At 65.2% G+C, this 21,245-nt stretch carries 31 protein-coding genes; 29 read left to right on the top strand and 2 right to left on the bottom strand.

The features are described from left to right. The first annotated feature begins 20 nt into the window (after positions 1 to 20). The 18 genes from rplV to E3O48_RS04495 all read left to right on the top strand — a co-directional run bounded on the left by rplV (position 21) and on the right by E3O48_RS04495 (position 9,832). Complete coding sequence (rplV, locus tag E3O48_RS04580) at positions 21 to 386, top strand: 50S ribosomal protein L22 (protein WP_134369265.1); 366 nt, start codon at positions 21 to 23, stop codon at positions 384 to 386. After that, entirely contained in the window at positions 386 to 1,147 is a 762-nt protein-coding gene (gene rpsC / locus E3O48_RS04575) for a 30S ribosomal protein S3 (protein ID WP_104100964.1), read from the top strand. The genes rplV and rpsC overlap by 1 nt, the downstream gene beginning before the upstream one ends. A gap of 2 nt (positions 1,148 to 1,149) precedes the next feature. Continuing rightward, positions 1,150 to 1,569: a 50S ribosomal protein L16 gene (rplP, locus tag E3O48_RS04570; protein WP_134508227.1), complete on the top strand. Its 420-nt coding sequence runs from the start codon at positions 1,150 to 1,152 to the stop codon at positions 1,567 to 1,569. Next, positions 1,569 to 1,916 carry a 50S ribosomal protein L29 gene (rpmC, locus tag E3O48_RS18215; RefSeq protein WP_134508225.1) on the top strand — a complete coding sequence of 116 codons (348 nt, stop codon included), beginning with the start codon at positions 1,569 to 1,571 and terminating at the stop codon, positions 1,914 to 1,916. The genes rplP and rpmC overlap by 1 nt, the downstream gene beginning before the upstream one ends. Positions 1,917 to 1,918: 2 nt before the next feature. Further along, positions 1,919 to 2,218 (top strand): 30S ribosomal protein S17, encoded by a 300-nt coding sequence (rpsQ, locus tag E3O48_RS04560; protein ID WP_134508223.1) that lies wholly within the window; start codon positions 1,919 to 1,921, stop codon positions 2,216 to 2,218. Between the two features lie 33 nt (positions 2,219 to 2,251). Further along, positions 2,252 to 2,620: a 50S ribosomal protein L14 gene (gene rplN, locus E3O48_RS04555; RefSeq protein WP_134508221.1), complete on the top strand. Its 369-nt coding sequence runs from the start codon at positions 2,252 to 2,254 to the stop codon at positions 2,618 to 2,620. Between the two features lie 3 nt (positions 2,621 to 2,623). Next, positions 2,624 to 2,983, top strand: a complete 360-nt coding sequence (gene rplX / locus E3O48_RS04550; RefSeq protein ID WP_134508219.1) for a 50S ribosomal protein L24 — start codon at positions 2,624 to 2,626, stop codon at positions 2,981 to 2,983. Further along, entirely contained in the window at positions 2,983 to 3,582 is a 600-nt protein-coding gene (gene rplE / locus E3O48_RS04545) for a 50S ribosomal protein L5 (protein ID WP_134508217.1), read from the top strand. Before rplX ends, rplE begins: the two co-directional genes overlap by 1 nt. 117 nt (positions 3,583 to 3,699) lie before the next feature. Next, positions 3,700 to 4,098 (top strand): 30S ribosomal protein S8, encoded by a 399-nt coding sequence (gene rpsH / locus E3O48_RS04540; protein WP_134363327.1) that lies wholly within the window; start codon positions 3,700 to 3,702, stop codon positions 4,096 to 4,098. 6 nt (positions 4,099 to 4,104) lie between these two features. Continuing rightward, a complete protein-coding gene (rplF, locus tag E3O48_RS04535; RefSeq protein ID WP_134508215.1) occupies positions 4,105 to 4,641 on the top strand; it encodes a 50S ribosomal protein L6 in 537 nt (178 codons plus the stop codon). Positions 4,642 to 4,643: 2 nt separating this feature from the next. Continuing rightward, positions 4,644 to 5,015, top strand: a complete 372-nt coding sequence (gene rplR / locus E3O48_RS04530) for a 50S ribosomal protein L18 (RefSeq protein ID WP_134508213.1) — start codon at positions 4,644 to 4,646, stop codon at positions 5,013 to 5,015. After that, positions 5,012 to 5,722 (top strand): 30S ribosomal protein S5, encoded by a 711-nt coding sequence (gene rpsE / locus E3O48_RS04525; RefSeq protein WP_370249150.1) that lies wholly within the window; start codon positions 5,012 to 5,014, stop codon positions 5,720 to 5,722. The genes rplR and rpsE overlap by 4 nt, the downstream gene beginning before the upstream one ends. Beyond that, on the top strand, positions 5,722 to 5,904 hold the full coding sequence (gene rpmD / locus E3O48_RS04520) for a 50S ribosomal protein L30 (RefSeq protein WP_174774754.1): 183 nt from the start codon (positions 5,722 to 5,724) through the stop codon (positions 5,902 to 5,904). Before rpsE ends, rpmD begins: the two co-directional genes overlap by 1 nt. Continuing rightward, entirely contained in the window at positions 5,904 to 6,467 is a 564-nt protein-coding gene (gene rplO / locus E3O48_RS04515) for a 50S ribosomal protein L15 (RefSeq protein WP_134508211.1), read from the top strand. The genes rpmD and rplO overlap by 1 nt, the downstream gene beginning before the upstream one ends. Positions 6,468 to 6,565: 98 nt before the next feature. Beyond that, positions 6,566 to 7,888 carry a preprotein translocase subunit SecY gene (secY, locus tag E3O48_RS04510; protein WP_134508209.1) on the top strand — a complete coding sequence of 441 codons (1,323 nt, stop codon included), beginning with the start codon at positions 6,566 to 6,568 and terminating at the stop codon, positions 7,886 to 7,888. Next, entirely contained in the window at positions 7,885 to 8,469 is a 585-nt protein-coding gene (locus E3O48_RS04505) for an adenylate kinase (protein WP_134508207.1), read from the top strand. The genes secY and E3O48_RS04505 overlap by 4 nt, the downstream gene beginning before the upstream one ends. 81 nt (positions 8,470 to 8,550) lie before the next feature. Beyond that, a complete protein-coding gene (gene map, locus E3O48_RS04500) occupies positions 8,551 to 9,381 on the top strand; it encodes a type I methionyl aminopeptidase (protein ID WP_134508205.1) in 831 nt (276 codons plus the stop codon). A 121-nt stretch (positions 9,382 to 9,502) separates the two neighbouring features. Continuing rightward, complete coding sequence (locus tag E3O48_RS04495; protein WP_134508203.1) at positions 9,503 to 9,832, top strand: PTS sugar transporter subunit IIB; 330 nt, start codon at positions 9,503 to 9,505, stop codon at positions 9,830 to 9,832. Positions 9,833 to 9,855: 23 nt separating this feature from the next. On the opposite strand, the gene E3O48_RS04490 is transcribed toward E3O48_RS04495, so the two are convergent. Further along, positions 9,856 to 11,769, bottom strand: coding sequence for a BglG family transcription antiterminator (locus E3O48_RS04490; protein ID WP_241982393.1), 1,914 nt, complete (start codon positions 11,767 to 11,769; stop codon positions 9,856 to 9,858). Positions 11,770 to 11,920: 151 nt separating this feature from the next. Between E3O48_RS04490 and E3O48_RS04485 the strand changes: the two genes are divergently transcribed. The 11 genes from E3O48_RS04485 (at position 11,921) to rplQ (ending at position 19,000) form a co-directional block, all read left to right on the top strand. Further along, on the top strand, positions 11,921 to 12,226 hold the full coding sequence (locus E3O48_RS04485) for a PTS sugar transporter subunit IIB (protein WP_134537455.1): 306 nt from the start codon (positions 11,921 to 11,923) through the stop codon (positions 12,224 to 12,226). 60 nt (positions 12,227 to 12,286) lie between these two features. Next, complete coding sequence (locus tag E3O48_RS04480) at positions 12,287 to 12,559, top strand: HPr family phosphocarrier protein (protein ID WP_134508197.1); 273 nt, start codon at positions 12,287 to 12,289, stop codon at positions 12,557 to 12,559. 58 nt (positions 12,560 to 12,617) lie between these two features. Continuing rightward, positions 12,618 to 14,099, top strand: coding sequence for a PTS mannitol transporter subunit IICB (locus tag E3O48_RS04475; protein ID WP_134537454.1), 1,482 nt, complete (start codon positions 12,618 to 12,620; stop codon positions 14,097 to 14,099). Then, positions 14,096 to 14,536: a PTS sugar transporter subunit IIA gene (locus tag E3O48_RS04470; protein WP_134508193.1), complete on the top strand. Its 441-nt coding sequence runs from the start codon at positions 14,096 to 14,098 to the stop codon at positions 14,534 to 14,536. The genes E3O48_RS04475 and E3O48_RS04470 overlap by 4 nt, the downstream gene beginning before the upstream one ends. Next, positions 14,533 to 15,684 (top strand): mannitol-1-phosphate 5-dehydrogenase, encoded by a 1,152-nt coding sequence (locus tag E3O48_RS04465; RefSeq protein WP_134537453.1) that lies wholly within the window; start codon positions 14,533 to 14,535, stop codon positions 15,682 to 15,684. Before E3O48_RS04470 ends, E3O48_RS04465 begins: the two co-directional genes overlap by 4 nt. 186 nt (positions 15,685 to 15,870) lie before the next feature. Beyond that, a complete protein-coding gene (gene infA, locus E3O48_RS04460; RefSeq protein ID WP_022883252.1) occupies positions 15,871 to 16,092 on the top strand; it encodes a translation initiation factor IF-1 in 222 nt (73 codons plus the stop codon). Positions 16,093 to 16,158: 66 nt separating this feature from the next. Beyond that, entirely contained in the window at positions 16,159 to 16,272 is a 114-nt protein-coding gene (rpmJ, locus tag E3O48_RS04455) for a 50S ribosomal protein L36 (protein ID WP_035834639.1), read from the top strand. 158 nt (positions 16,273 to 16,430) lie between these two features. Further along, a complete protein-coding gene (gene rpsM, locus E3O48_RS04450; RefSeq protein WP_134363338.1) occupies positions 16,431 to 16,805 on the top strand; it encodes a 30S ribosomal protein S13 in 375 nt (124 codons plus the stop codon). Between the two features lie 44 nt (positions 16,806 to 16,849). Next, complete coding sequence (gene rpsK / locus E3O48_RS04445) at positions 16,850 to 17,248, top strand: 30S ribosomal protein S11 (protein WP_055821293.1); 399 nt, start codon at positions 16,850 to 16,852, stop codon at positions 17,246 to 17,248. A 172-nt stretch (positions 17,249 to 17,420) separates the two neighbouring features. Next, entirely contained in the window at positions 17,421 to 18,410 is a 990-nt protein-coding gene (locus tag E3O48_RS04440) for a DNA-directed RNA polymerase subunit alpha (protein ID WP_134508190.1), read from the top strand. Between the two features lie 47 nt (positions 18,411 to 18,457). Then, on the top strand, positions 18,458 to 19,000 hold the full coding sequence (gene rplQ, locus E3O48_RS04435) for a 50S ribosomal protein L17 (RefSeq protein WP_134537452.1): 543 nt from the start codon (positions 18,458 to 18,460) through the stop codon (positions 18,998 to 19,000). A gap of 200 nt (positions 19,001 to 19,200) precedes the next feature. Here rplQ and E3O48_RS04430 read toward each other — a convergent pair whose 3' ends face one another. Then, complete coding sequence (locus E3O48_RS04430) at positions 19,201 to 21,108, bottom strand: acyltransferase family protein (protein WP_134537451.1); 1,908 nt, start codon at positions 21,106 to 21,108, stop codon at positions 19,201 to 19,203. Between the last annotated feature and the right edge of the window lie 137 nt (positions 21,109 to 21,245).

Here is a 21,245-nt window from a genome sequence, read left to right as displayed (position 1 = left end):
GACGTGAAGGAGGAGAAGAAATGGTGGAGTCGATCGCACGCGTGCGTCACATCCGCGTTACCCCCCAGAAGGCTCGTCGCGTTGTCAACCTGATCCGCGGCAAGCAGGCACATGAGGCCCTGGGAATCCTGAAGTTCGCACCCCAGGGTGCGAGCGATCCGGTGTACAAGCTGGTTGCTTCGGCAATCGCGAACGCCCGGGTCAAGGCAGATGCAGCCAACACCTTCCTGGACGAGCAGGATCTGTTCGTCAGCCAGGCGTTCGTTGACGAGGGTACGACCCTCAAGCGTTTCCAGGCCCGAGCACAGGGTCGCGCATTCCAGATCAAGAAGCGCACGAGCCACATCACTGTTGTGCTCGCCACTCCTGAGGAGGGTACGAAGTAATGGGTCAGAAGGTAAACCCCTACGGCTTCCGTCTGGGAATCACGACCGACCACGTGTCGCGATGGTTCTCTGACTCGACGAAGCCCGGCCAGCGTTACAGCGACTTCGTTGCTGAAGACGTCAAGATCCGCCGACTGTTGAGCACCAGCCTCGACCGTGCCGGCGTGTCCCGCATCGAGATCGAGCGCACTCGTGACCGCGTTCGCGTCGACATTCACACCGCCCGTCCGGGCATTGTGATCGGTCGCCGCGGCGCGGAGGCCGAGCGCATCCGCTCCGACCTCGAGAAGCTCACCGCCAAGCAGATCCAGCTAAACATCCTCGAGGTCAAGAACCCCGAGGTCGACGCTCAGCTCGTCGCCCAGGGCATCGCAGAGCAGCTCTCCGCACGTGTGGCATTCCGCCGCGCGATGCGCAAGGGCCTGCAGGGTGCCCAGCGCGCCGGCGCCAAGGGTGTTCGCATCCAGGTTTCCGGTCGCCTCGGTGGCGCCGAAATGAGCCGTTCGGAGTTCTACCGTGAGGGACGCGTGCCACTGCACACCCTGCGCGCGAACATCGACTACGGCTTCTACGAAGCCAAGACCACCTTCGGCCGCATCGGCGTGAAGGTCTGGATTTACAAGGGCGACATCACCAACAAGGAACTCGCTCGCGAGCAGGCCAACGCTAAGTCGACCCGCCCCGAACGACGTGACGACCGACCCCGCCGTGCGCCCCGCGCAGAGGCAGCGGCACCGGTTGCAGCAGGAGTTGAGGCATAACCATGTTGATTCCACGCAGAGTCAAGCACCGCAAGCAGCACCACCCGGGCCGCACAGGCCACGCAACCGGTGGTACTGAACTGTCGTTCGGCGAGTACGGCATCCAGGCACTCACGCCCGCCTACGTGACCAACCGTCAGATCGAGTCCGCTCGTATCGCCATGACGCGTCACATCAAGCGTGGCGGGAAGGTCTGGATCAACATCTACCCGGACCGCCCGCTCACCAAGAAGCCGGCCGAAACCCGCATGGGTTCAGGTAAGGGTTCCGTCGAGTGGTGGGTCGCCAACGTCAAGCCGGGTCGCGTCCTCTTCGAGCTGAGCGGTGTCACCGACATCGTCGCGAAGGAAGCGCTGACCCGCGCAATTCACAAACTGCCCTTGAAGGCACGCATCATCAAGCGCGAGGAGGGCGACGCATAATGGCGATCGGATCCAAGGAGCTCGCCTCGGTCGAGCTCGACACTTTTGAAAATGAGCGACTGTTCGACGAGCTGAAGAAGGCGAAGGAAGAACTGTTCAACCTTCGCTTCCAGTCGGCCACCGGCCAGCTCGAAAGCCACGGCCGCCTCCGCGCGGTCAAGCGCGACATCGCTCGCATCTACACGGTTCTCCGTGAGCGCGAGTTGGGCATTCGCCCGACTCCCGTGCCCGTCGAGGCCCCCGCCAAGGCGGAAAAGGCTGAGAAGAAGACAAAGAAGGCCAAGCCTGCAGTCGAGTCTGTTGACGACACCGCTGCGGACGACGCCGTCGAGACGAAGGAGGCCTAGTCATGGCGAAGACTGACGAAAAGGTCGTCGCTGCCGAGGCTGAGGCTCTCGTTCGCGGCTACCGCAAGACGCTGCGTGGTTACGTGACCAGCGACAAGATGGACAAGACCATCGTTGTCGAGGTCGAAGACCGCGTGAAGCACCCCCTGTACGGCAAGGTCATCCGCCGTACGTCCAAGCTGAAGGCTCACGACGAGGCGAACATCGCCGGCATCGGCGACCTGGTCCTGATCAGTGAGACCCGTCCGCTCAGCGCCTCCAAGCGCTGGCGCCTGGTCGAGATCCTCGAGAAGGCCAAGTAAGCCTCGCGCTTGCTTGATAGAAGGAGTTAAAAAGTGCTTCAGCAAGAATCACGACTCAAGGTTGCCGACAACACGGGTGCCAAGGAACTGTTGACCATTCGCGTGCTCGGCGGCTCCGGCCGTCGCTACGCCGGACTGGGCGACACGATTGTCGCCACGGTCAAGGATGCGATCCCGGGCGGAAACGTCAAGAAGGGCGACGTCGTCAAGGCCGTTGTCGTTCGCGTCAAAAAGCAGACCCGTCGTTCAGACGGTTCGTACATCAAGTTCGATGAGAACGCCGCAGTGATTTTGAAGAACGACGGTGACCCTCGCGGCACCCGAATCTTCGGACCGGTCGGTCGCGAACTTCGCGACAAGAAGTTCATGAAGATCATCTCGTTGGCACCGGAGGTTATCTAAATCATGGCCAGACTCAAAAAGGGTGACCTCGTTCAGGTCATCACCGGCCGTACCCAGGCCCGCGGCGGCGACCGCGGCAAGCAGGGCAAGGTCATCGCCGTGTTCGTGGAGAAGAACCGGGTCCTCGTCGAGGGCATCAACTTCGTCACGAAGCACGTTCGCGTTGGCCAGACCCAGCGCGGCACCAAGACCGGCGGCATCGAGACCATGGAGGCGCCGATTCACGTGTCCAACGTGGCCATCGTCGACCCGGAGACCAAGAAGCCGACTCGCGTCGGCGTCCGCCTCGAAGACGTGACGAAGGACGGGGTCACCAAGACCGTCCGCATCCGTTACGCCAAGAAGTCAGGGAAGGACCTCTGATGACCGACACTGCAGTAGCAGCGGCCGAAGCAACTCCGGCAGTCCTGCCGCGCCTGAAGCAGAAGTACCGCGATGAGATCACTGCCCAGCTCACCAAGGACCTCGGCTTCACCAACGTTCACCAGGTTCCGAACCTGGTCAAGATCGTTGTCAACATGGGTGTCGGCGAGGCAGCTCGCGACGGCAAGATCATGGATGGCGCCGTCGCCGACCTCACCAAGATCACCGGCCAGAAGCCGCAGGTCACCAAGGCACGCAAGTCGATCGCGCAGTTCAAACTGCGTGAAGGACAGCCCATCGGCACGCACGTCACACTACGTGGCGACCGCATGTGGGAGTTCCTCGACCGGCTGCTCAGCCTCGCGCTTCCCCGTATCCGTGACTTCCGCGGTCTGTCGGACAAGCAGTTCGATGGCAGCGGCAACTACACCTTCGGTCTCACCGAGCAGGTCATGTTCCACGAGATCGACCAGGACCGGATCGACCGTATCCGCGGTATGGATATCACGGTTGTGACGACGGCCAAGAACAACGAAGAAGGACGCGCGCTGCTCAAGGCGCTGGGCTTCCCGTTCAAGACGGCCGAAAACACCAAGTAAAGTAGCTTCGGCTCCTTGTAGTACACCCCGGGGGCTGGACAACCGTCCAGCCCCACAACGACCAAGGTCGTCACCCGTGTAACGGATGAACGAAACCAGGCGAGAAAGGCACCACAAATGACAATGACAGATCCGGTCGCAGACATGCTGACCAGACTGCGCAACGCTAACTCGGCGTTCCACGACACCGTGTCCATGCCGCACAGCAAGCTCAAGGCGAACATCGCAGACATCCTCAAGGCCCAGGGTTACATCTCGGCTTGGGACGTCAAGGATGCAGAGGTCGGCAAGACCCTCACGCTCAACCTCAAGTTCGGTCCGAACCGCGAGCGTTCCATCGTAGGCATCAAGCGGGTTTCCAAGCCCGGCCTGCGCGTGTACGCGAAGTCGACCGAAATCCCCACCGTTCTCGGTGGCCTCGGCGTTGCCATCCTGTCCACCTCCAGCGGTCTGCTCACCGACCGCCAGGCCGAGAAGAAGGGCGTGGGCGGAGAAGTTCTCGCCTACGTGTGGTAGTCGACGATGTCACGTATTGGAAGACTCCCCATCCCGATCCCCGCGGATGTCACTGTGGCCGCTGACGGCCAGCTCATCAGCGTCAAGGGTCCGAAGGGCGAGCTCGCGCTCACCGTCGCCAACCCCATCGAGGTCAAGATCGAAGACGGCCACGTCGTCGTCACCCGCCCGAACGACGAGCGCAACTCGCGTTCGCTGCACGGCCTGACCCGCACGCTGATCGCCAACCAGATCATCGGAGTGACCACGGGTTACACCAAGTCGCTCGAGATCGTCGGTACCGGTTACCGCGTCGCCCAGAAGGGCACCTCGATCGAGTTCGCCCTCGGCTTCTCGCACCCGGTCCTCGTCGAGGCACCTGCCGGCATCACCCTCACCGTGGAGAGCGTCAACCGCCTCACGGTCGGTGGCATCGACAAGCAGGCTGTCGGCGAGGTCGCCGCCAACATCCGTAAGATTCGCAAGCCAGAGCCCTACAAGGGCAAGGGTGTGCGTTACGCCGGCGAGATTGTTCGCCGCAAGGCCGGAAAGAGTGGTAAGTAACCATGGGTCTCGGAACTAGAGGTAAGAGCAAGGCTGCTGCCCGCGGACGCAGGCACACACGTCTTCGCAAGAAGATCGAGGGGACCGCGCTTCGGCCGCGTCTCGTCGTGACCCGTTCGGCTCGCCACGTGTTCGTGCAGGTCGTCGATGACAGCAAGGGCTTCACCCTTGCGTCGGCGTCCACGCTCGAAGACGGTCTGCGCACCTTCGATGGTGACAAGACCGCCAAGGCCCGCAAGGTCGGCGAACTCGTCGCCGAGCGCGCGAAGGCCGCCGGTATCGAAGCCGTCGTATTTGACCGTGGCGGCAGCAAGTACGCAGGACGCGTCGCTGCCATCGCCGAGGGAGCTCGAGAGGGTGGATTGAACCTGTGAGCACTGAAACTGCAAGCACAGCAACGAAGGAGAACGTGGTGGCCGCTGAGGCACCCGTCGAAACTGCTGCGTCGACGACGCCCCCGCAGAACGAGCCTCGTGAGGCTCGTCGTGGTGGCCGTGAGCGCAACCCCAACAAGGACCGCGGTAGCCGCGATGCCGACAAGAGCCAGTTCCTGGAGCGCGTCGTCACCATCAACCGGGTGTCCAAGGTCGTCAAGGGTGGTCGTCGCTTCAGCTTCACCGCCCTCGTCGTCGTCGGAGACGGCAACGGACTGGTCGGAGTCGGCTACGGCAAGGCGCGTGAAGTGCCTACCGCGATCTCCAAGGGTGTCGAGGAAGCGAAGAAGAACTTCTTCCGCGTTCCCCGCGTTGGCCTGACCATCCCGCACCCCGTCCAGGGTGAGGCCGCTGCAGGCGTCGTTCTGCTCCGTCCGGCCGCAGCAGGTACCGGCGTTATCGCCGGTGGCCCGGTGCGCGCCGTACTCGAGTGCGCCGGCATCCACGACGTGCTGAGCAAGTCGCTCGGCTCGTCGAACACCATCAACATCGTCCACGCCACTGTCGAGGCCCTGCACCAGCTCGAAGAGCCGCGTGCGGTTGCGGCTCGCCGTGGCCTCGCGTACGAAGACGTTGCCCCGGCACGCTTCCTGCGTGCCGACGCCGCAGCGGCAGCAGCCGCAGCAGCAGCAAAGGCAGGTGCCTGATGGCTCGCCTCAAAGTGACACAGATCAAGTCCAAAATTAGTGAGAAGCAGAACCAGCGCGACACGCTTCGCAGCCTGGGTCTCCGACGCATCGGCGCCGTGGTCATCCGCGAGGACAACTCGCAGAACCGCGGCTACGTCAACACCGTCGCTCACCTTGTCAAGGTTGAGGAGATCGACTAATGGCTGACGAGAAGGACGCTGTCAAGACGACAGCCGCCAAGCCCGCCACCGAGAAGAAGGCTGCAGCCCCCAAGAAGGCTGCTGCCGCCAAGGTTGCCGTCAAGGCCGCTCCTGCTGAGAAGCGCGAGCAGGTCCTGAAGGTGCACCACCTTCGTCCCGCCGCCGGCGCCAAGAAGTCGCGTCAGCGCGTCGGACGTGGTGAAGGATCCAAGGGTAAAACCGCGGGTCGTGGCACCAAGGGCACGAAGGCACGCTACAACGTGCGCGTCGGCTTCGAGGGTGGGCAGATGCCTCTGCACATGCGCACCCCGAAGCTGCGCGGGTTCAAGAACCCGTTCCGCGTCGAGTACCAGGTTGTCAACCTGGAGAAGCTGGCCGAGCTCTACCCGAACGGCGGCGATGTAACCATCGCCGACCTGGTGGCCAAGGGCGCGGTTCGCGACAACGAGAAGGTCAAGGTTCTCGGCAACGGTGACATTGCCGTTAAGCTGAACATTGCGGTGGACAAGGTCTCCGGCTCGGCAGAGCAGAAGATCGTCGCTGCAGGTGGCTCAATCAAGTAAGTCCGTCGACGCTGAACGAGCTTGTCGAGGCCACCGATCGAAATCTTTCGATGCTGGTCTCGACAAGCTCGTTTTTCACGTTATCAACTGGAGGCATTGTGTTCAGCGCCATTGCGCGGATATTCCGCACGCCCGACCTTCGCAAGAAGATCGGGTTCAGCCTGGGGATCGTTGCCCTGTTCCGCCTGGGCTCATTCATCCCGGCGCCGTTCGTCGACTTCGGAAACGTGCAAGCCTGTCTTGCCGCGAACCAGGGAACCAGCGGCCTCTACGAGCTCGTCAACCTGTTCAGCGGTGGCGCACTGCTGCAGCTCTCAGTCTTCGCGCTGGGCATCATGCCGTACATCACGGCCTCGATCATCGTGCAGCTGCTGCGCGTGGTCATCCCACACTTTGAAACCCTCTATAAGGAGGGTGCGTCCGGTCAGAGCACCCTGACCCAGTACACGCGCTACCTCACCATCGCCCTCGGCATCCTCCAGTCGACGACGCTGATCACGGTGGCCCGCAGTGGTGCTCTCTTCGGCACGTCGGCCAGCTCCGAGTGCTCGCAACTGATCACCAATGACGCCTGGTACGCCATCATGCTCATGGTCATCACCATGACCGCCGGCACCGGCGTGATCATGTGGATGGGTGAGCTCATCACCGAGCGCGGCATCGGCAACGGCATGTCCCTGCTGATCTTTACCTCGATCGCGGCCCGCTTCCCGAACTCGCTCGGTGCGATCGGCCAGCAGAAGGGCATCGACATCCTTCTGATCGTGATCGTGGTCGGACTGCTCGTGGTGGCCGCCGTGGTCTTCGTCGAGCAGTCACAGCGGCGCATCCCTGTGCAATACGCCAAACGGATGGTCGGTCGCCGCACCTACGGCGGGAACAACACGTACATCCCGATCAAGGTGAACATGGCCGGCGTCGTGCCCGTCATCTTCGCCTCATCGCTGCTGTACCTGCCCGCTCTGATCGCGCAGTTCAACCAGCCCGCGGCCGGCCAGTCGCCCGCCGCCTGGGTGACCTGGATCACCAACAACCTGACCAAGGGCGATCACCCGCTCTACATGGCAATGTACTTCCTGCTCATCGTCGGCTTCACCTACTTCTACGTCGCGATCACCTTCAACCCCGAAGAGGTCGCCGACAACATGAAGAAGTACGGCGGCTTCATCCCCGGTATCCGCGCGGGACGCCCCACGGCCGAGTACCTCGACTTCGTGCTCACCCGGGTGACCCTGCCCGGCGCCCTGTACCTGGGGTTGATCGCGCTGCTGCCGCTGATCGCCTTCTCCGCGATCGGCGCCGACCAGAACTTCCCGTTCGGTGGAGCAAGCATCCTGATCATCGTCGGCGTCGGACTCGAGACGGTCAAGCAGATCGACTCGCAGCTCCAGCAGCGCCACTACGAAGGGCTTCTCCGATGACGCGTCTCCTCGTGATCGGCCCGCCCGGGGCCGGCAAGGGCACCCAGGCCGAGCGGATGGCCACGGCCTTCGCGATCCCGGCCGTCTCGACCGGGGACATCTTCCGTTACAACGTGAAGAACAAGACCCCCCTCGGCATCCAGGTGCAGGAGTACATCGACGCCGGCAAGTACGTGCCCGACTCCCTGACCAACGCGATCGTCAGCGACCGCCTGCACCAGGCCGATGCCGCCGCGGGCTTCCTGCTCGACGGGTACCCGCGCACGCTCGACCAGGTGCAGGAGCTGGACCGTCTGCTCGAAGCCGACGGAACTGCCCTCGACGTCGTCGTGCAGATCGTCGCCGACACCGACGAGGTCGTCGCCCGGCTGCTCAAGCGTGCAGCCGAGCAGGGCCGGGCCGATGACACGGCCGAGGTCATCCGGCACCGCCTGGACGTATACGCGGAGCAGACCGCCCCGCTGATCGACATCTACGGCTCCCGCGGCATCGTGGTCACCGTGGACGGCCTGGGCGCCGTCGACGAGGTCACCACCCGCATCCTTGACGCCCTGGCAGAGCGCGGCATCCACGCCGCCTGAGCCGCGGGCCCGAGCGCACGCGGGCCGCACCCGGCCGGCGGCAATTCACGCACGACAATCAGCAATGCAGGGATCGACACCATGAGCCTTCGACGTTCCATCTACAAGTCGCCGGCGCAGATGCGACTCATGCTCGCCCCGGGCCTGGCGACGGCCGCGTCGCTGAACGCGGCCCGCGCCGCGATCCGGGCCGGGGCGACGACCCTGGAGATCGACGCCGCGGCGGAGGCCGCCATCGTGGCGCTGGGCGGACAGCCGAATTTCAAACTCGAACAGGGCTACCACCACACGGTCTGCGCGTCGGTCAACGACGACGTCGTGCACGGCATCCCCGGCTCCCGGGTCCTCGCGGCCGGTGACCTCGTCTCAATCGACAGCGGCGCGATCCTGGACGGCTGGAACGGCGACGCGGCTTTCAGCTTCGTCATTCCCGACCCGAGCCGGCCTGAGCTCGTGGCGGAACGCCAGAAGCTCTCGGAGGTGACCGAACAGTCCCTGTGGCACGGCATCGCCAGGCTGGCGGTCGCGCGCCACCTGAACGAGGTCGGCGACGCCATCGAGGACTATGTCGAATCCCAGGGCCAGTACGGGATCCTGACCGACTACGTCGGCCACGGCATCGGCCGGTCCATGCACGAGGCCCCGCCGGTGTTCAACTACCGGGTGCGGCAGAAGGGCCCGGACGTCAAGCCCGGCCTGGTCGTCGCGATCGAACCCATGGTCGTGCTCGGCGACATCGAGACGTACACCCGGGCTGACGACTGGACCGTCGCCACCCGAGACGGCAAAGCCGCCGCGCACTGGGAACACAGCGTCGCCGTGCACAAGGACGGCATCTGGGTGCTCACCGCGGAAGACGGCGGCGCCGCCGGCCTGGCGCCGCTCGGCATCACCCCGGTGCCGATCCAGTAGGGGAGTCCCCCGCAAGGCCTCGCGAACGGGGGATTGGGCCGGGCGCGGTTTGGTGGCGGGGCGGCGCCGGACGCGAGAGACTTGAGGTGGGTACAACCCGCCAAGAGAAAAGAGCACGTCAATGAAGATCCTCGTCGTCTGCGGTGCCGGTGCCTCCAGCGCCTTCGTGGCACACCGCGTTCGCCACACGGCGACCGAGCGGGGCCTCGATGTCTCGGTGCACGCCGGAAGCGAATCCGACCTGCCCGGTTCCCTCGGGCCGGTCGACGTGCTGCTGGTCGGGCCGCACCTGGCGCCGCGCTATGAGAAGATCCGGGCGCAGGCGATCAAGGCCGGGGTCGGCATCGCGCTCCTTCCGGACACCGTCTTCGCCTCGCAGAACGGCGACGAGGCCCTGGACGCGGCCATCTACGCCTTCAAGTCCCGCAGTTGGGTGGACGCGACGGCCTGAGCCGGCGCCGGAGTTCCAGCCGGTTACTGGTCCATCAGGTGGACGAGTTCGTCGATGAACGAGGCGAAGTCCACGGACCGTTTCACCAGTCGCTGCACATCGGCACGGTCTGAGAAGACCTCGACGAATTGGTCGAAGACGGTCTGGAAACTGCGCCGTCCTTCCTTGCTGAACGCCACCAGGGCCACCACGTTGACCCGGTTCTCACCCCAGTCCATCGGTGAGTCGTTGACGACGACTGCGATCGAGGTCTGGTTCGCCGTCATCGACATCGAGTGCGGCACCGCGAGATTGTCGGTGAACGCCGTCGACGACATCAGTTCGCGTTCGATCGCGCCGTCGATGTAGTCCTGCCCGATGGTGCCCTGGTTGAGCATCCGTTCGCCGAGGGCCCTGATCATGGCGCTCTCGTCGGCGACGTAGAAGTTGTGCGAGAACAGCGACTCGTCGAAGAACTGCAGCAGGTCGTCTTTGAGGTGGGCGCGGCGACGCATCCGGCGGATGCGGCTGGCGGCCTTCCTGACCCGTTCGATGTCGCCCTCGGTGAGGAACGGCTGGATCACGATGACGCCCTCGGAGGGCACCAGCGGGTCGATGGTGGTGAGCACCAGGTCCGCCTCGATCTCCGCCCATTCGACGTCGCTGCGGGTGATCACCGAGACCACCTCGAGCTCGTCGCCCAGCACCCGTTCGATGCGTTCCCGGAGCAGCACGTGCATGTCGTAGTAGTTCGGGCAGACCAGGGCGCAGCTGACCAGGTCTTCCCGGCGGGACTGCTGCTGCAGGTGCGCCCCGACGTGCATGGCTATATAGGCGATCTCATCGTCGTTGATGACGATGTTCTCCTGGCGTTGCAGCGCGCTGGCGATGTACACCGCCAGCTCGTAGATCATCGGGTAGCTCGTCTTGATCGACCGGGTGAGCGGATTGTGCGAGTACGAACGGTCCTGCGCGCGGTTGATCAGGTTTCGAACGTGCAGCGTCAGGCGAACGATGAAATTCTCCTCGACCAGGTCGACCAGGAACTCCTCACCGGCCTGGCCGACGATCCGGCGCACCGATTCGAGGTCTTCGGCGCGCACGAAGCTTTCGATCAGCACGGCGGCGGGCTTGTCGTGGCCGGGCGTGATCACCCTGGTCTTCAGGAGCAGGGCCAGGTAATCGAGGTCCCCGCTGCCCAGTTCGACCTGGAAATGGCGTGTGACCAGGGCGGCGAGGGCCAAGGTCATGTCGTCGGGCGGGCCGGTGGAGGCGGCGGCGAACCCGGGGGCGGTGCGCCTGGTCACCCGGTCGATCGCGATGGCCACATGCAGAAGCACGTCGTTGGTGCCGTACTCGTTGACGAAGTAGCCCTGGGAGTCGAGCATCGCAATCAGGTCGGTCTTGAACGCCCCCAGGCTCTCGGACGCGAACTCCTTCTGGATCGCCTCGAGCTCGAGCAGGCCGCGGGAACTCTCCTCCCGGAACATCCGGCTGAGAAGGCGGCGGCGATCCGTCTCGGAGCCCTTGAGGGTGACCACGCTGCCGTGGCGGATCAGGGTGAGCCCGGTGTCGGGAAGCAGCTGCCTGACCTTCGCCAGGTCGGCGTCGACGGTTGAGTCGCTGACGAACAACTCCTCGGACAGGTCGTACACGTCGAGTCCGGCCTCCGCCTCGGTGAGCCGGCGCACCAGCGCGTACAGCCGGTTCTGCGGGGTCTCCGGCTCGGTGCTCGACCGCCGCGCTGCCCGGTAGGCGGCGTAGGCATCCAGGTCGAGCCGGTACCCGGCGGCACCCGATTCGACGACCTCGAGCGGATGCGCGGCCGCCTTCACCGCGGTGATGTAGCTCCGCACGGTGCGAGGGGTGACGCCCAGGAGGTCGGCAAGCTCGCCGGCGGTGACCCAGGCCGGCGTCTGGGACAGGTAGTCCAGCATCCGTGTCTGTTTATCGCTCATTGCACACAGCTCCATCAATCCGCTTGTAGTCAACCACGCCTGGCCCGTTGTTCCGCTCAGAACCGCTTCCGGGGGTGCGGAAAAGGACGTGGTGGCCGGATCAGGACCATCTGGCCAGACTGGGCTCAGCGCTACTGCGAAAGGTGAATCGATGAAGATTTTGGTTGTCTGCGGTGCCGGTGCGTCCAGCACGTTCGTGGCCCTGCGGATGCGCCGGACGGCCGCCGCCCGCGGTCTCGACCTGGAGGTGTCGGCGGGTAGCGAGTCGGACCTGCCGGATGCCCTCGACGGCGTCGATGTCCTCCTGGTCGGACCGCACCTTGCTCCCCGCATCGACGAGTTCACTGCGCTGGCCGAACGGGCGGGCGCAGGCTGCTCGCTGCTGCCGGCCACCATCTTCACCGCACGCGATGGCGACGAGGCACTGGAAGCGGCGCTGCACACTCTGACCGGCTGACCACCCCCGGACTCCACCGAGACCGCGGGAGAACGAATGCACGAGAAAGGACACACGCCGATGGCTGAACGCACCGTTCTGATCGGATCGACCCACGGGCTGCACGCCCGGCCGGCGAGGCTGTTCACGCAGGCCGCCTCCGATTCCGGCCTCGAGGTCACACTGGCCGCCAAGGGCGGCACTGTCGCGGACGCGGCAAGCATCCTCGGGGTCATCTCGCTCGGCATCAACTTCGGCGACGAGGTCACCCTGACCGCCGAAGGAACCGATGCCGACCTCGTGCTCGACACCCTTGCCGGCCTGCTCACCACCGACCACGACGCCCAGGCGTGATCCGCACGCACACAATCCACGCACCCGCACAATCACAACCAACACGAAAGGCAGAAAAATGACGACGACGTCAACCGGGACACAGAACAAGAGCGGGGGAGCCCGCGTGCACGTCCAGCGTTTCGGCACCTTCCTCAGCGGAATGATCATGCCCAACATCGCGGCCTTCATCGCGTGGGGTCTCATCACCGCGTTCTTCATTCCCACCGGCTGGACCCCCAACGAAACGGTCGCCAAGATGGTCGGCCCGATGATCGTGTACCTGCTCCCACTGCTCATCGCCAACACCGGTGGCCGGATGGTCTACGGCATCCGCGGCGGTGTCATCGCCACGATCGCCACGATGGGTGTCATCGTCGGCAGTGAGATCCCGATGTTCATCGGCGCCATGCTCGTCGGCCCGCTCTCGGCGTACCTGCTGAAGAAGCTCGACGGCCTGTGGGCCGGCAAGATCAAGCCCGGCTTCGAGATGCTGGTGGACAACTTCTCCGCCGGCATCCTCGGCGGCATCCTCGCCCTCGGGGCATTCTTCGGAATCGCCCCCGTCGTGACCGGCTTCAGCTCCGTGCTGGAGAGTGGCGTGAACTGGCTCGTCGCCAACAACCTGCTGCCGCTGGCGAGCATCCTGGTGGAGCCCGGCAAGGTGCTGTTCCTCAACAACGCCATCAACCACGGCGTGTTCACGCCGATCGGCGTTCAGCAGGTCTCGGAATCCGGAAAGTCGCTGCTCTTCCTGATCGAAGCGAACCCCGGCCCCGGCCTCGGCATCCTGCTCGCCTACTCGTTCTTCGGTCTCGGCCTTGCCCGGGCGAGCGCGCCCGGTGCGATCATCATCCACTTCCTCGGCGGCATCCACGAGATCTACTTCCCGTATGTGCTGATGAAGCCGATCCTCATCCTCGCGGCCATCGGCGGCGGCATGACCGGCGTGGCGACCAACGTGGCCTTCCAGACCGGCCTGCGCGCTCCGGCCTCACCGGGCAGCATCTTCGCGGTCCTCATCCAGACCGCGTCGGACAGCTACTTCGGCGTGATCCTCTCCGTGATCCTCTCCGCTACGGTGTCGTTCCTGATCGCCGCGGTCATCCTGCGGTCCAGCCGCAAGCGCGACATCGCCAACGGCCTCGACGGCGACCTCACCGGAGCCGTCGCGAAGACGGAGGCGATGAAGGGCAAGTCCAGCAGCGTCCTTGGCGGACTCGCCGGAGCGGGCGCCACGGCGGCCGGCACCAGCCGTCCGGTCAAGAACATCGTCTTCGCCTGCGACGCCGGCATGGGCTCGAGCGCCATGGGCGCATCGGTGCTCCGCAACAAGATCAAGAAGGCCGGGCTCGACGGCATCACTGTGGTCAACCAGGCCATCGCGAACCTCGACGGCACGGCCGACCTGGTCATCACCCACCAGGACCTGGCCGCCCGAGCGCAGGCCAAGTCGCCTGACTCGATCTTCGTCTCGGTGGACAACTTCATGAACAGCCCGAAATACGACGAGGTCGTCACCCTGCTGCAGAGCCGGGCGACCGAGGAAGCAACACGATGACCCAGCACATCCTGGAACCCGGCAACGTGGTGGCCGCCGGCACGGCCACCACGAAGCAGGACGCGATCCGCGAGGCCGGCGCCCTGCTCGTGGCGGCCGGCGCCGTGACGAGCGCCTACGTCGACTCGATGTTCGACCGGGAGGCGAGCGTGTCGACCTACATGGGCAACTTCCTCGCCATCCCGCACGGCACGAACGAAGCCAAGGAGTCGATCATCCGGTCGTCCCTGTCGCTCGTGCGCTATCCCGAACCGATCGACTGGGACGGGCAGCCGGTGCGGTTCGCCGTCGGCATCGCCGGCCTCAACAATGAGCACCTGGGGATCCTCTCGAAGATCGCCGTCGTCTTCTCGGACGAGGACGAGGTGCAGAAACTGATCGATGCCGTAACGGCCGAGGACATCTTCACGCTCCTCGAGGAGGTCAACGCAGAATGAAAGCCATCCACTTCGGCGCGGGCAACATCGGCCGCGGATTCGTCGGCCTCCTGCTCCACGATGCCGGATACGAGGTTGTCTTCGCCGATGTGGATGCTTCCCTGATCGAGGCCCTGCAGGCCGCGACGAGCTACACCGTGCACGAGGCAGGGGAGACGTCGACCGACCGCGTGGTCGACGACTTCCGCGCCATCAACAGCCGCGCCGAGGAGGAACGGCTGATCGAGGAGATCGCGACCGCGGACATCATCACGACTGCGGTCGGGCCGACCGTCCTCCCCTTCGTGGCGCCGGTGATCCTCGCCGGCCTGAGACGGAGGGCGGCCGAGCTCGCGCCGCTCGCCGTGATGGCCTGCGAGAACGCGATCAACGCCACCGACGTGCTCGCCGGGCACGTCTGGAAGGACGTGTCCGCCGAGGACCGGAAGAACCTCTCCCGGAGGGCCGCGTTCGCCAACACGGCGGTCGACCGGATCGTGCCCGGCCAGGCGGCCGGATCCGGCATCGACGTCACCGTCGAGGCGTTCTACGAATGGGTGATCGAGCGTGGCGCCTTCGGCGACTCCGCCCCGGTCATCCCCGGGGCGACCTTCGTCGACAACCTGGCCCCCTACATCGAGCGCAAGCTGTTCACCGTGAACACCGGCCACGCCACAGTGGCCTACCTCGGCGCGCTCGCCGGCGTGTCCCGGATCTCCGACGCCCTCTCGGTGCCCGAGGTCCTGGACGGGGCCCGTCGCGTGCTGGAGGAGACCTCCGCCCTGCTGGTGGCCAAGCACGGCCTCGACGAGGCGGCGCAGCGCGCCTATCGGGAGAAGATCCTGGTGCGCTTCGCGAACCCCGCCCTGCCGGACACGGTCGAACGGGTGGGGCGCCAGCCGATGCGCAAGCTCAGCCGCCACGAGCGGTTCATCGGGCCGGCGGCGGAGATCGCCGAAGGCGGCGCGCGCCCGACAGCGCTGCTCGCGGCGGTCGGCGCGGCCCTCCGGTTCGACGTGCCGGATGACGAACAGAGCGTCGAACTGCAACGGATGCTGCGCTCCGAGACCGCGGAGGCGTTCACCGGCCAGGTCTGCGGTCTCGACCCCGCGCATCCGCTCTTCGCGGACGTGGTGCAGGTCGTCCGCGCGGCCCAGGACCGGCTCTAGACAACACGCTCGAGGGCACGAACCCGGCGGCGGCGTCGGACACTCCGCGGATTATAGGCATGAATTGGCAAATCGCAACTTCATACCATAGAGTAAATCCTTGGTGTCTGATGCCGTCGCATTCGGCGTGTCAAGGCACCACAATCCACGCACGACCAGCAATCAATACCCTAGCGATAGTGAGTTATGGCAAAAAAAGACGGTGTCATCGAAATCGAGGGCGCAGTAGTCGAAGCTCTTCCCAACGCGATGTTTCGTGTTGAGTTGACCAACGGCCACAAAGTTCTTGCCCACATTTCGGGCAAGATGCGTCAGCACTACATCCGTATCCTCCCTGAGGACCGCGTGATCGTGGAGCTGAGCCCGTACGACCTGACTCGCGGCCGGATCGTCTACCGCTACAAGTAAGCGTTGCTGTAAGTAACGGCCCGAGGCGTTCCTGGGGTACGAAGACAGCGAATACAAGGACACACAATGAAGGTCAAGCCCAGCGTCAAGAAGATCTGCGACAAGTGCAAGGTCATCCGCCGTAACGGCAACGTGATGGTCATCTGCGAGAACCCGCGTCACAAGCAGCGTCAGGGCTGATCTTGACACGCCCGATCACCGCACAGGTGCCGGGCGCGTCGAGACAAACTGAATACAGAAAATAGCACTGCCGGGAACCCTTCGGGGCGACACCATCGGTTGGAGGCCGATGAACAGGCATTGCTACAGACCTCCACTCATATACAGGAGAAGCCACAATGGCACGTCTAGCCGGCGTTGATATTCCTCGCGACAAGCGCGTGGAAGTTGCACTGACTTACATCTTTGGTGTTGGCCGTACGAGGGCACTCAAGACCCTCGCCGACACTGAAATCGATGGAAACATCCGAGTCAAGGATTTGAGTGACGACCAGCTCGTCGCCCTCCGTGACTACATCGAAGGAACCTTCAAGGTTGAGGGTGACCTCCGCCGTGAGGTTGCCGCTGACATCCGCCGCAAGGTCGAGATCGGCAGCTACGAGGGCATCCGCCACCGCAAGGGCCTGCCCGTTCGCGGCCAGCGCACCAAGACCAACGCTCGCACCCGCAAGGGCCCGAAGCGCACCGTAGCCGGCAAGAAGAAGGCGCGCTAGGCCTCGGCCCGGCCCGTCTCGCCCTCAGGATTCAGGAGAAATTCATGGCAGCACCAAAGTCGGCCGTTCGGAAGCCGCGCAAGAAAGAAAAGAAGAACATCGCTGTGGGCCAGGCCCACATCAAGAGCACGTTCAACAACACCATCGTCTCGATCACCGACACCACCGGTGCGGTCATCAGCTGGGCGTCCTCAGGCGGAGTCGGCTTCAAGGGTTCGCGCAAGTCGACCCCGTTCGCCGCACAGCTGGCAGCCGAGTCGGCCGCCCGCCAGGCGCAGGAGCACGGCATGAAGAAGGTAGACGTCTTCGTCAAGGGCCCCGGATCCGGACGCGAGACGGCGATCCGTTCGCTTCAGGCCGCCGGCCTCGAGGTCGGTTCGATCAACGATGTGACGCCCCAGGCTCACAACGGATGCCGTCCGCCCAAGCGTCGCCGGGTCTAACTCCCTCGCGGTGATCGAGTTCGTCGAGCTTTCGACCGGCTCGATCACCGCCACCATGGCAGCGACAGGCTCGGACTCGAGCCTGTCGCTGCCAGGTCACCGTTTTCTTTCACACTCAATACCTCGCCACGCAAGTGTCATATAGCGGACACTTAGCCGAAAGGAATCAATAGTGCTTATCGCACAGCGCCCCACGCTCACCGAAGAGAACATTTCGGAGTTCCGATCCAGGTTCGTCATCGAACCTCTCGAGCCTGGTTTCGGTTACACCCTCGGCAACTCGATGCGCCGCACCCTGCTGTCCTCGATCCCGGGAGCCGCTGTCACCAGCATCCGGATCGACGGTGTGCTGCACGAGTTCAGCACCGTTCCCGGTGTCAAGGAAGATGTCACCGAGATCATCCTGAACATCAAGGGTCTCGTCATCTCCAGCGAGCACGACGAGCCGATCACCGCGTACCTGCGCAAGCAGGGTTCCGGCCAGGTCACCGCCGCTGACATCTCGGCTCCGGCCGGGGTCGAGGTGCACAACCCCGAGCTGGTCATCGCCACGTTGAACGACAAGGCGAAGTTCGAACTCGAACTGACCATCGAGCGTGGCCGCGGCTACGTGTCGGCCACCCAGAACCGCAACGAGTACTCAGAGGCCGGCCAGATCCCGGTCGACTCGATCTACTCGCCCGTGCTCAAGGTGACCTACCGTGTCGAGGCAACTCGTGCCGGTGAGCGCACCGACTTCGACCGCCTCGTCGTCGACGTGGAGACCAAGTCGGCGATTTCGCCTCGCGACGCCATCGCATCCGCCGGTCGCACGCTGACCGAGCTGTTCGGTCTGGCCCGCGAGCTGAACACCGCGGCTGAGGGCATCGAAATCGGCCCCGCGCCGGTCGACGCCGTGCTGTCGACCGAACTGTCGATTCCGATCGAAGACCTCGATCTGTCGGTTCGTTCGTACAACTGCCTCAAGCGTGAAGGCATCAACAACGTCAGCGAACTGGTCGCCCTCTCGGAGACCCAGCTGATGAACATCCGCAACTTCGGTCAGAAGTCGGTGGATGAGGTCAAGGACAAGCTCGTAGAGCTCGGCCTGTCGCTCAAGGACTCGGTGCCCGGATTCGACGGCGCCCACTTCTACAGCGGCTACGACGAAGAAACCATCTAAAGCAGTCGCTCAGACTGACTTTCGACTTTTGATACTGGAGATTACCAATGCCTACGCCCACTAAGGGAGCCCGCCTCGGCGGCGGACCGGCCCACGAGCGCCTGATGCTCGCCAACCTGGCCGCGTCCCTGTTCACCCACAAGTCGATCAAGACGACCGAGACCCGTGCCAAGCGCCTGCGTCCGGTTGCCGAGCGACTGATCACGTTCGCGAAGAAGGGCGACCTGCACGCCCGTCGTCGCGTCCTCGCCACCATCGGCGACAAGACCGTCGTGCACGAACTCTTCACCGAGATCGCGCCGCAGGTTGCACTTCGCGAGGGCGGCTACACCCGCATCACGAAGCTCGGCTTCCGCAAGGGCGACAACGCCTCGATGGTCCAGATGGAGCTCGTCCTCGAGCCGCTGACCCCGAAGGTCAAGAAGTCCTCCTCGGCCAAGGCCGCGAAGCCTGTCGCTGAAGAGGCTGCCCCGGTCGAGGTCGTTGAAGCTGACGCCGCACCGGTCGAGGTCGTTGAGGCCGACGCCGCACCGGTCGAGGTCGTTGAGGCCGACGCCGCTGCTCCGGCCGACGCTGAGGAAGCCAAGTAAGCGCGAGCTCTTTGTTTACCTGAAAGGGGTCCGACTCAGGTCGGGCCCCTTTTTCCATGCCCAAAAGCCTCATCCGCCTCAGGTACACCTCGCCGAACTGTGAGCTGTGCACCTGTTTTTCGGCCCGAAGTGGTGCCGAACTCACAGTTCGGCGGCGGAATCGGGAAGCCGGGGGAGAGGAAGCGGGCGAGGCCGGCCGATTAGTCGCCGAGGCGGTAGACGTCGAGCGGTCCGCGCGGCGGGTGGGTGGCGAGGAGCCGGATCGCCGAGGAGATGGTGTCGGCGTAGATCTGCCCGCCGGTCGGTCCCGGGTGGATGTTGTCTTCGGCGAGCACGTCGGAGTGCGGAGCGATCGCATCGTGCCAGTCGGCCAGTTCCACGAGCGGATACCGGGCGGAGAAGTCGGCCAGGGTGGCGTTGACGCCGGCAGTCCAGTCTCGCTCGGCGAAGGCGTTGACCATGATCAACTGCCGATTCGGTCCGGTCACGGCCTGGATCGCGGCGAGCTCATCCTCGTCGATCGGCCCGTTCGTGCCGAGCCCGATGACGACGACCGAGCGCAGGGTGCCGGCCTGGTCGAGGGCGGTGAGGATGCCGGGTGCGGAGCGCATGCCCCGGTTCACCGCGGCATCGATGGAGATCCCCGGGAAGCTGGTCTGCAGCTCGGGGGCGGACGCCAGCATCACCGAGTCGCCCACCGCGGTGATCATGCTGCCGCCGGGCAGCGGCCGGTGACTGGAGTCGGCGGCGCGCCTGGCGGCGACCGTGGCGGCCGCGGCCGCGGCATCCATCGCCCTCTGCCCGCGGTCGATCTCCTGCTGCGCGCTGGTCTCGCGGGGCGCGGTGACCAGCGCCGCCGCCGTGCCTCCGACGACGAGCAGCGAGGCGACCATGCCGACGGCCACCAGTGAGCGGCGCGGGACCGAGCCGGATGCTGCGGCGGACAGCCGACGGATGCCGGCCCGCACCCCAGAGGCCCGGACGGGTCGCTCCAGCCAGCGATAAGACGCCGCCGCCGCCGACAGGGTGAGCGCCCCGGCAACGATCCCCGCGAAGAGTCCGGCCGGCAACCCCGCCAACCCATCGGGCCCGGCGGCCGCGGGCCACGCCACCTGCACCAGCACGAGCACTGGCCAGTGCCAGAGGTAGATGCCGTACGACCGCTCGCCGAGGTAGCGCAGGGGCACCACATCGAGGGACGGTCCGAACCGGCGGCCGCGGACCGCGGCCCAGACGACGATAGTGCTGAGCAGGCTGACCGCGACCAGTCCGCCCCGGTAGGTCACGGCCCCGGTCGCGGGCAGCGCACAGGCCGCGGCGAGGAGTCCGGCGAAGGCGGTCAGTCCCAGCCACGGCCGTGCCCGGCCGAGGACCGCCCGGAGCCGGGGGAGTGGCGTCGCCGGTGCGCCGGGGGCGAGCAGGAGCGCGAGGGCGGCACCCGCAAAGAGACCGAAGCTGTGGGTATCCGAGCCGTAGTACACCCGGGTCGGGTCGCTCCCCGGGTGGTACAGCACCGCCATCCACAGCATGGCGGCCGCGGCGAGCCCGCCGACCAGGGCCACGCGGCGCCAGGGGCCGCGGATCAGAAGCACGGCGAAGAGCACGAACGGCCAGACCAGGTAGAACTGCTCCTCCACCGCGAGCGACCACAAGTTGCGGAACAGTTCGGGCTGGGCGGTGTCGAAGTAGCTCGTCGACCCGGCGATCGACACCCAGTTGTAGCCGAAAGTCAGCGCGCCGAGCACCTGCCAGCCGAGCCCGACCAGCACGTCCCCGCCGATGAGCCAGGCGGCGGTGCAGGCCACCAGGACCAGGGGAACCAAGGGCGGCAGTAGGCGCAGGGCCCGCCGTTGCCAGAACCGGCGGAGGGCGAACCTGCCCGTGCGCCGGTGCTCCGCGATCAGGAGCCCGGTGATCAGGAAACCGCTGATCACGAAGAAGACGTCGACGCCGACGAACCCGCCGGGCAAAGCGGCCGGGAAGAAGTGGTAGACCGCCACCAGGGTGACCGCTATCCCGCGCAGCCCGTCCAGCCCGGCCAGGCGCTTCGGCGCGGTGCCCACGGAGTCCGGGCGAGCGACTGTGGGGTTGGGGCGACTGGGATTCATGGCGGGAGCGGACGCTGTCCGGGTTCAACGATAACCCGGCCCGGCCCATACACTTACCTCCGTGATTCTTCCCCCGGTGTTCGACGAGACCCTTCCGCCGGAAACGACCCGGATCAGGCTCGATATCGCCTACGACG

Origin of the sequence: Cryobacterium sp. HLT2-28 (assembly GCF_004402495.1) — a bacterium.
Classification (GTDB): domain Bacteria; phylum Actinomycetota; class Actinomycetes; order Actinomycetales; family Microbacteriaceae; genus Cryobacterium; species Cryobacterium mannosilyticum.
Note: the sequence above shows the minus strand (reverse complement) of the source record. Positions and strands in the feature narration are given on the sequence as shown.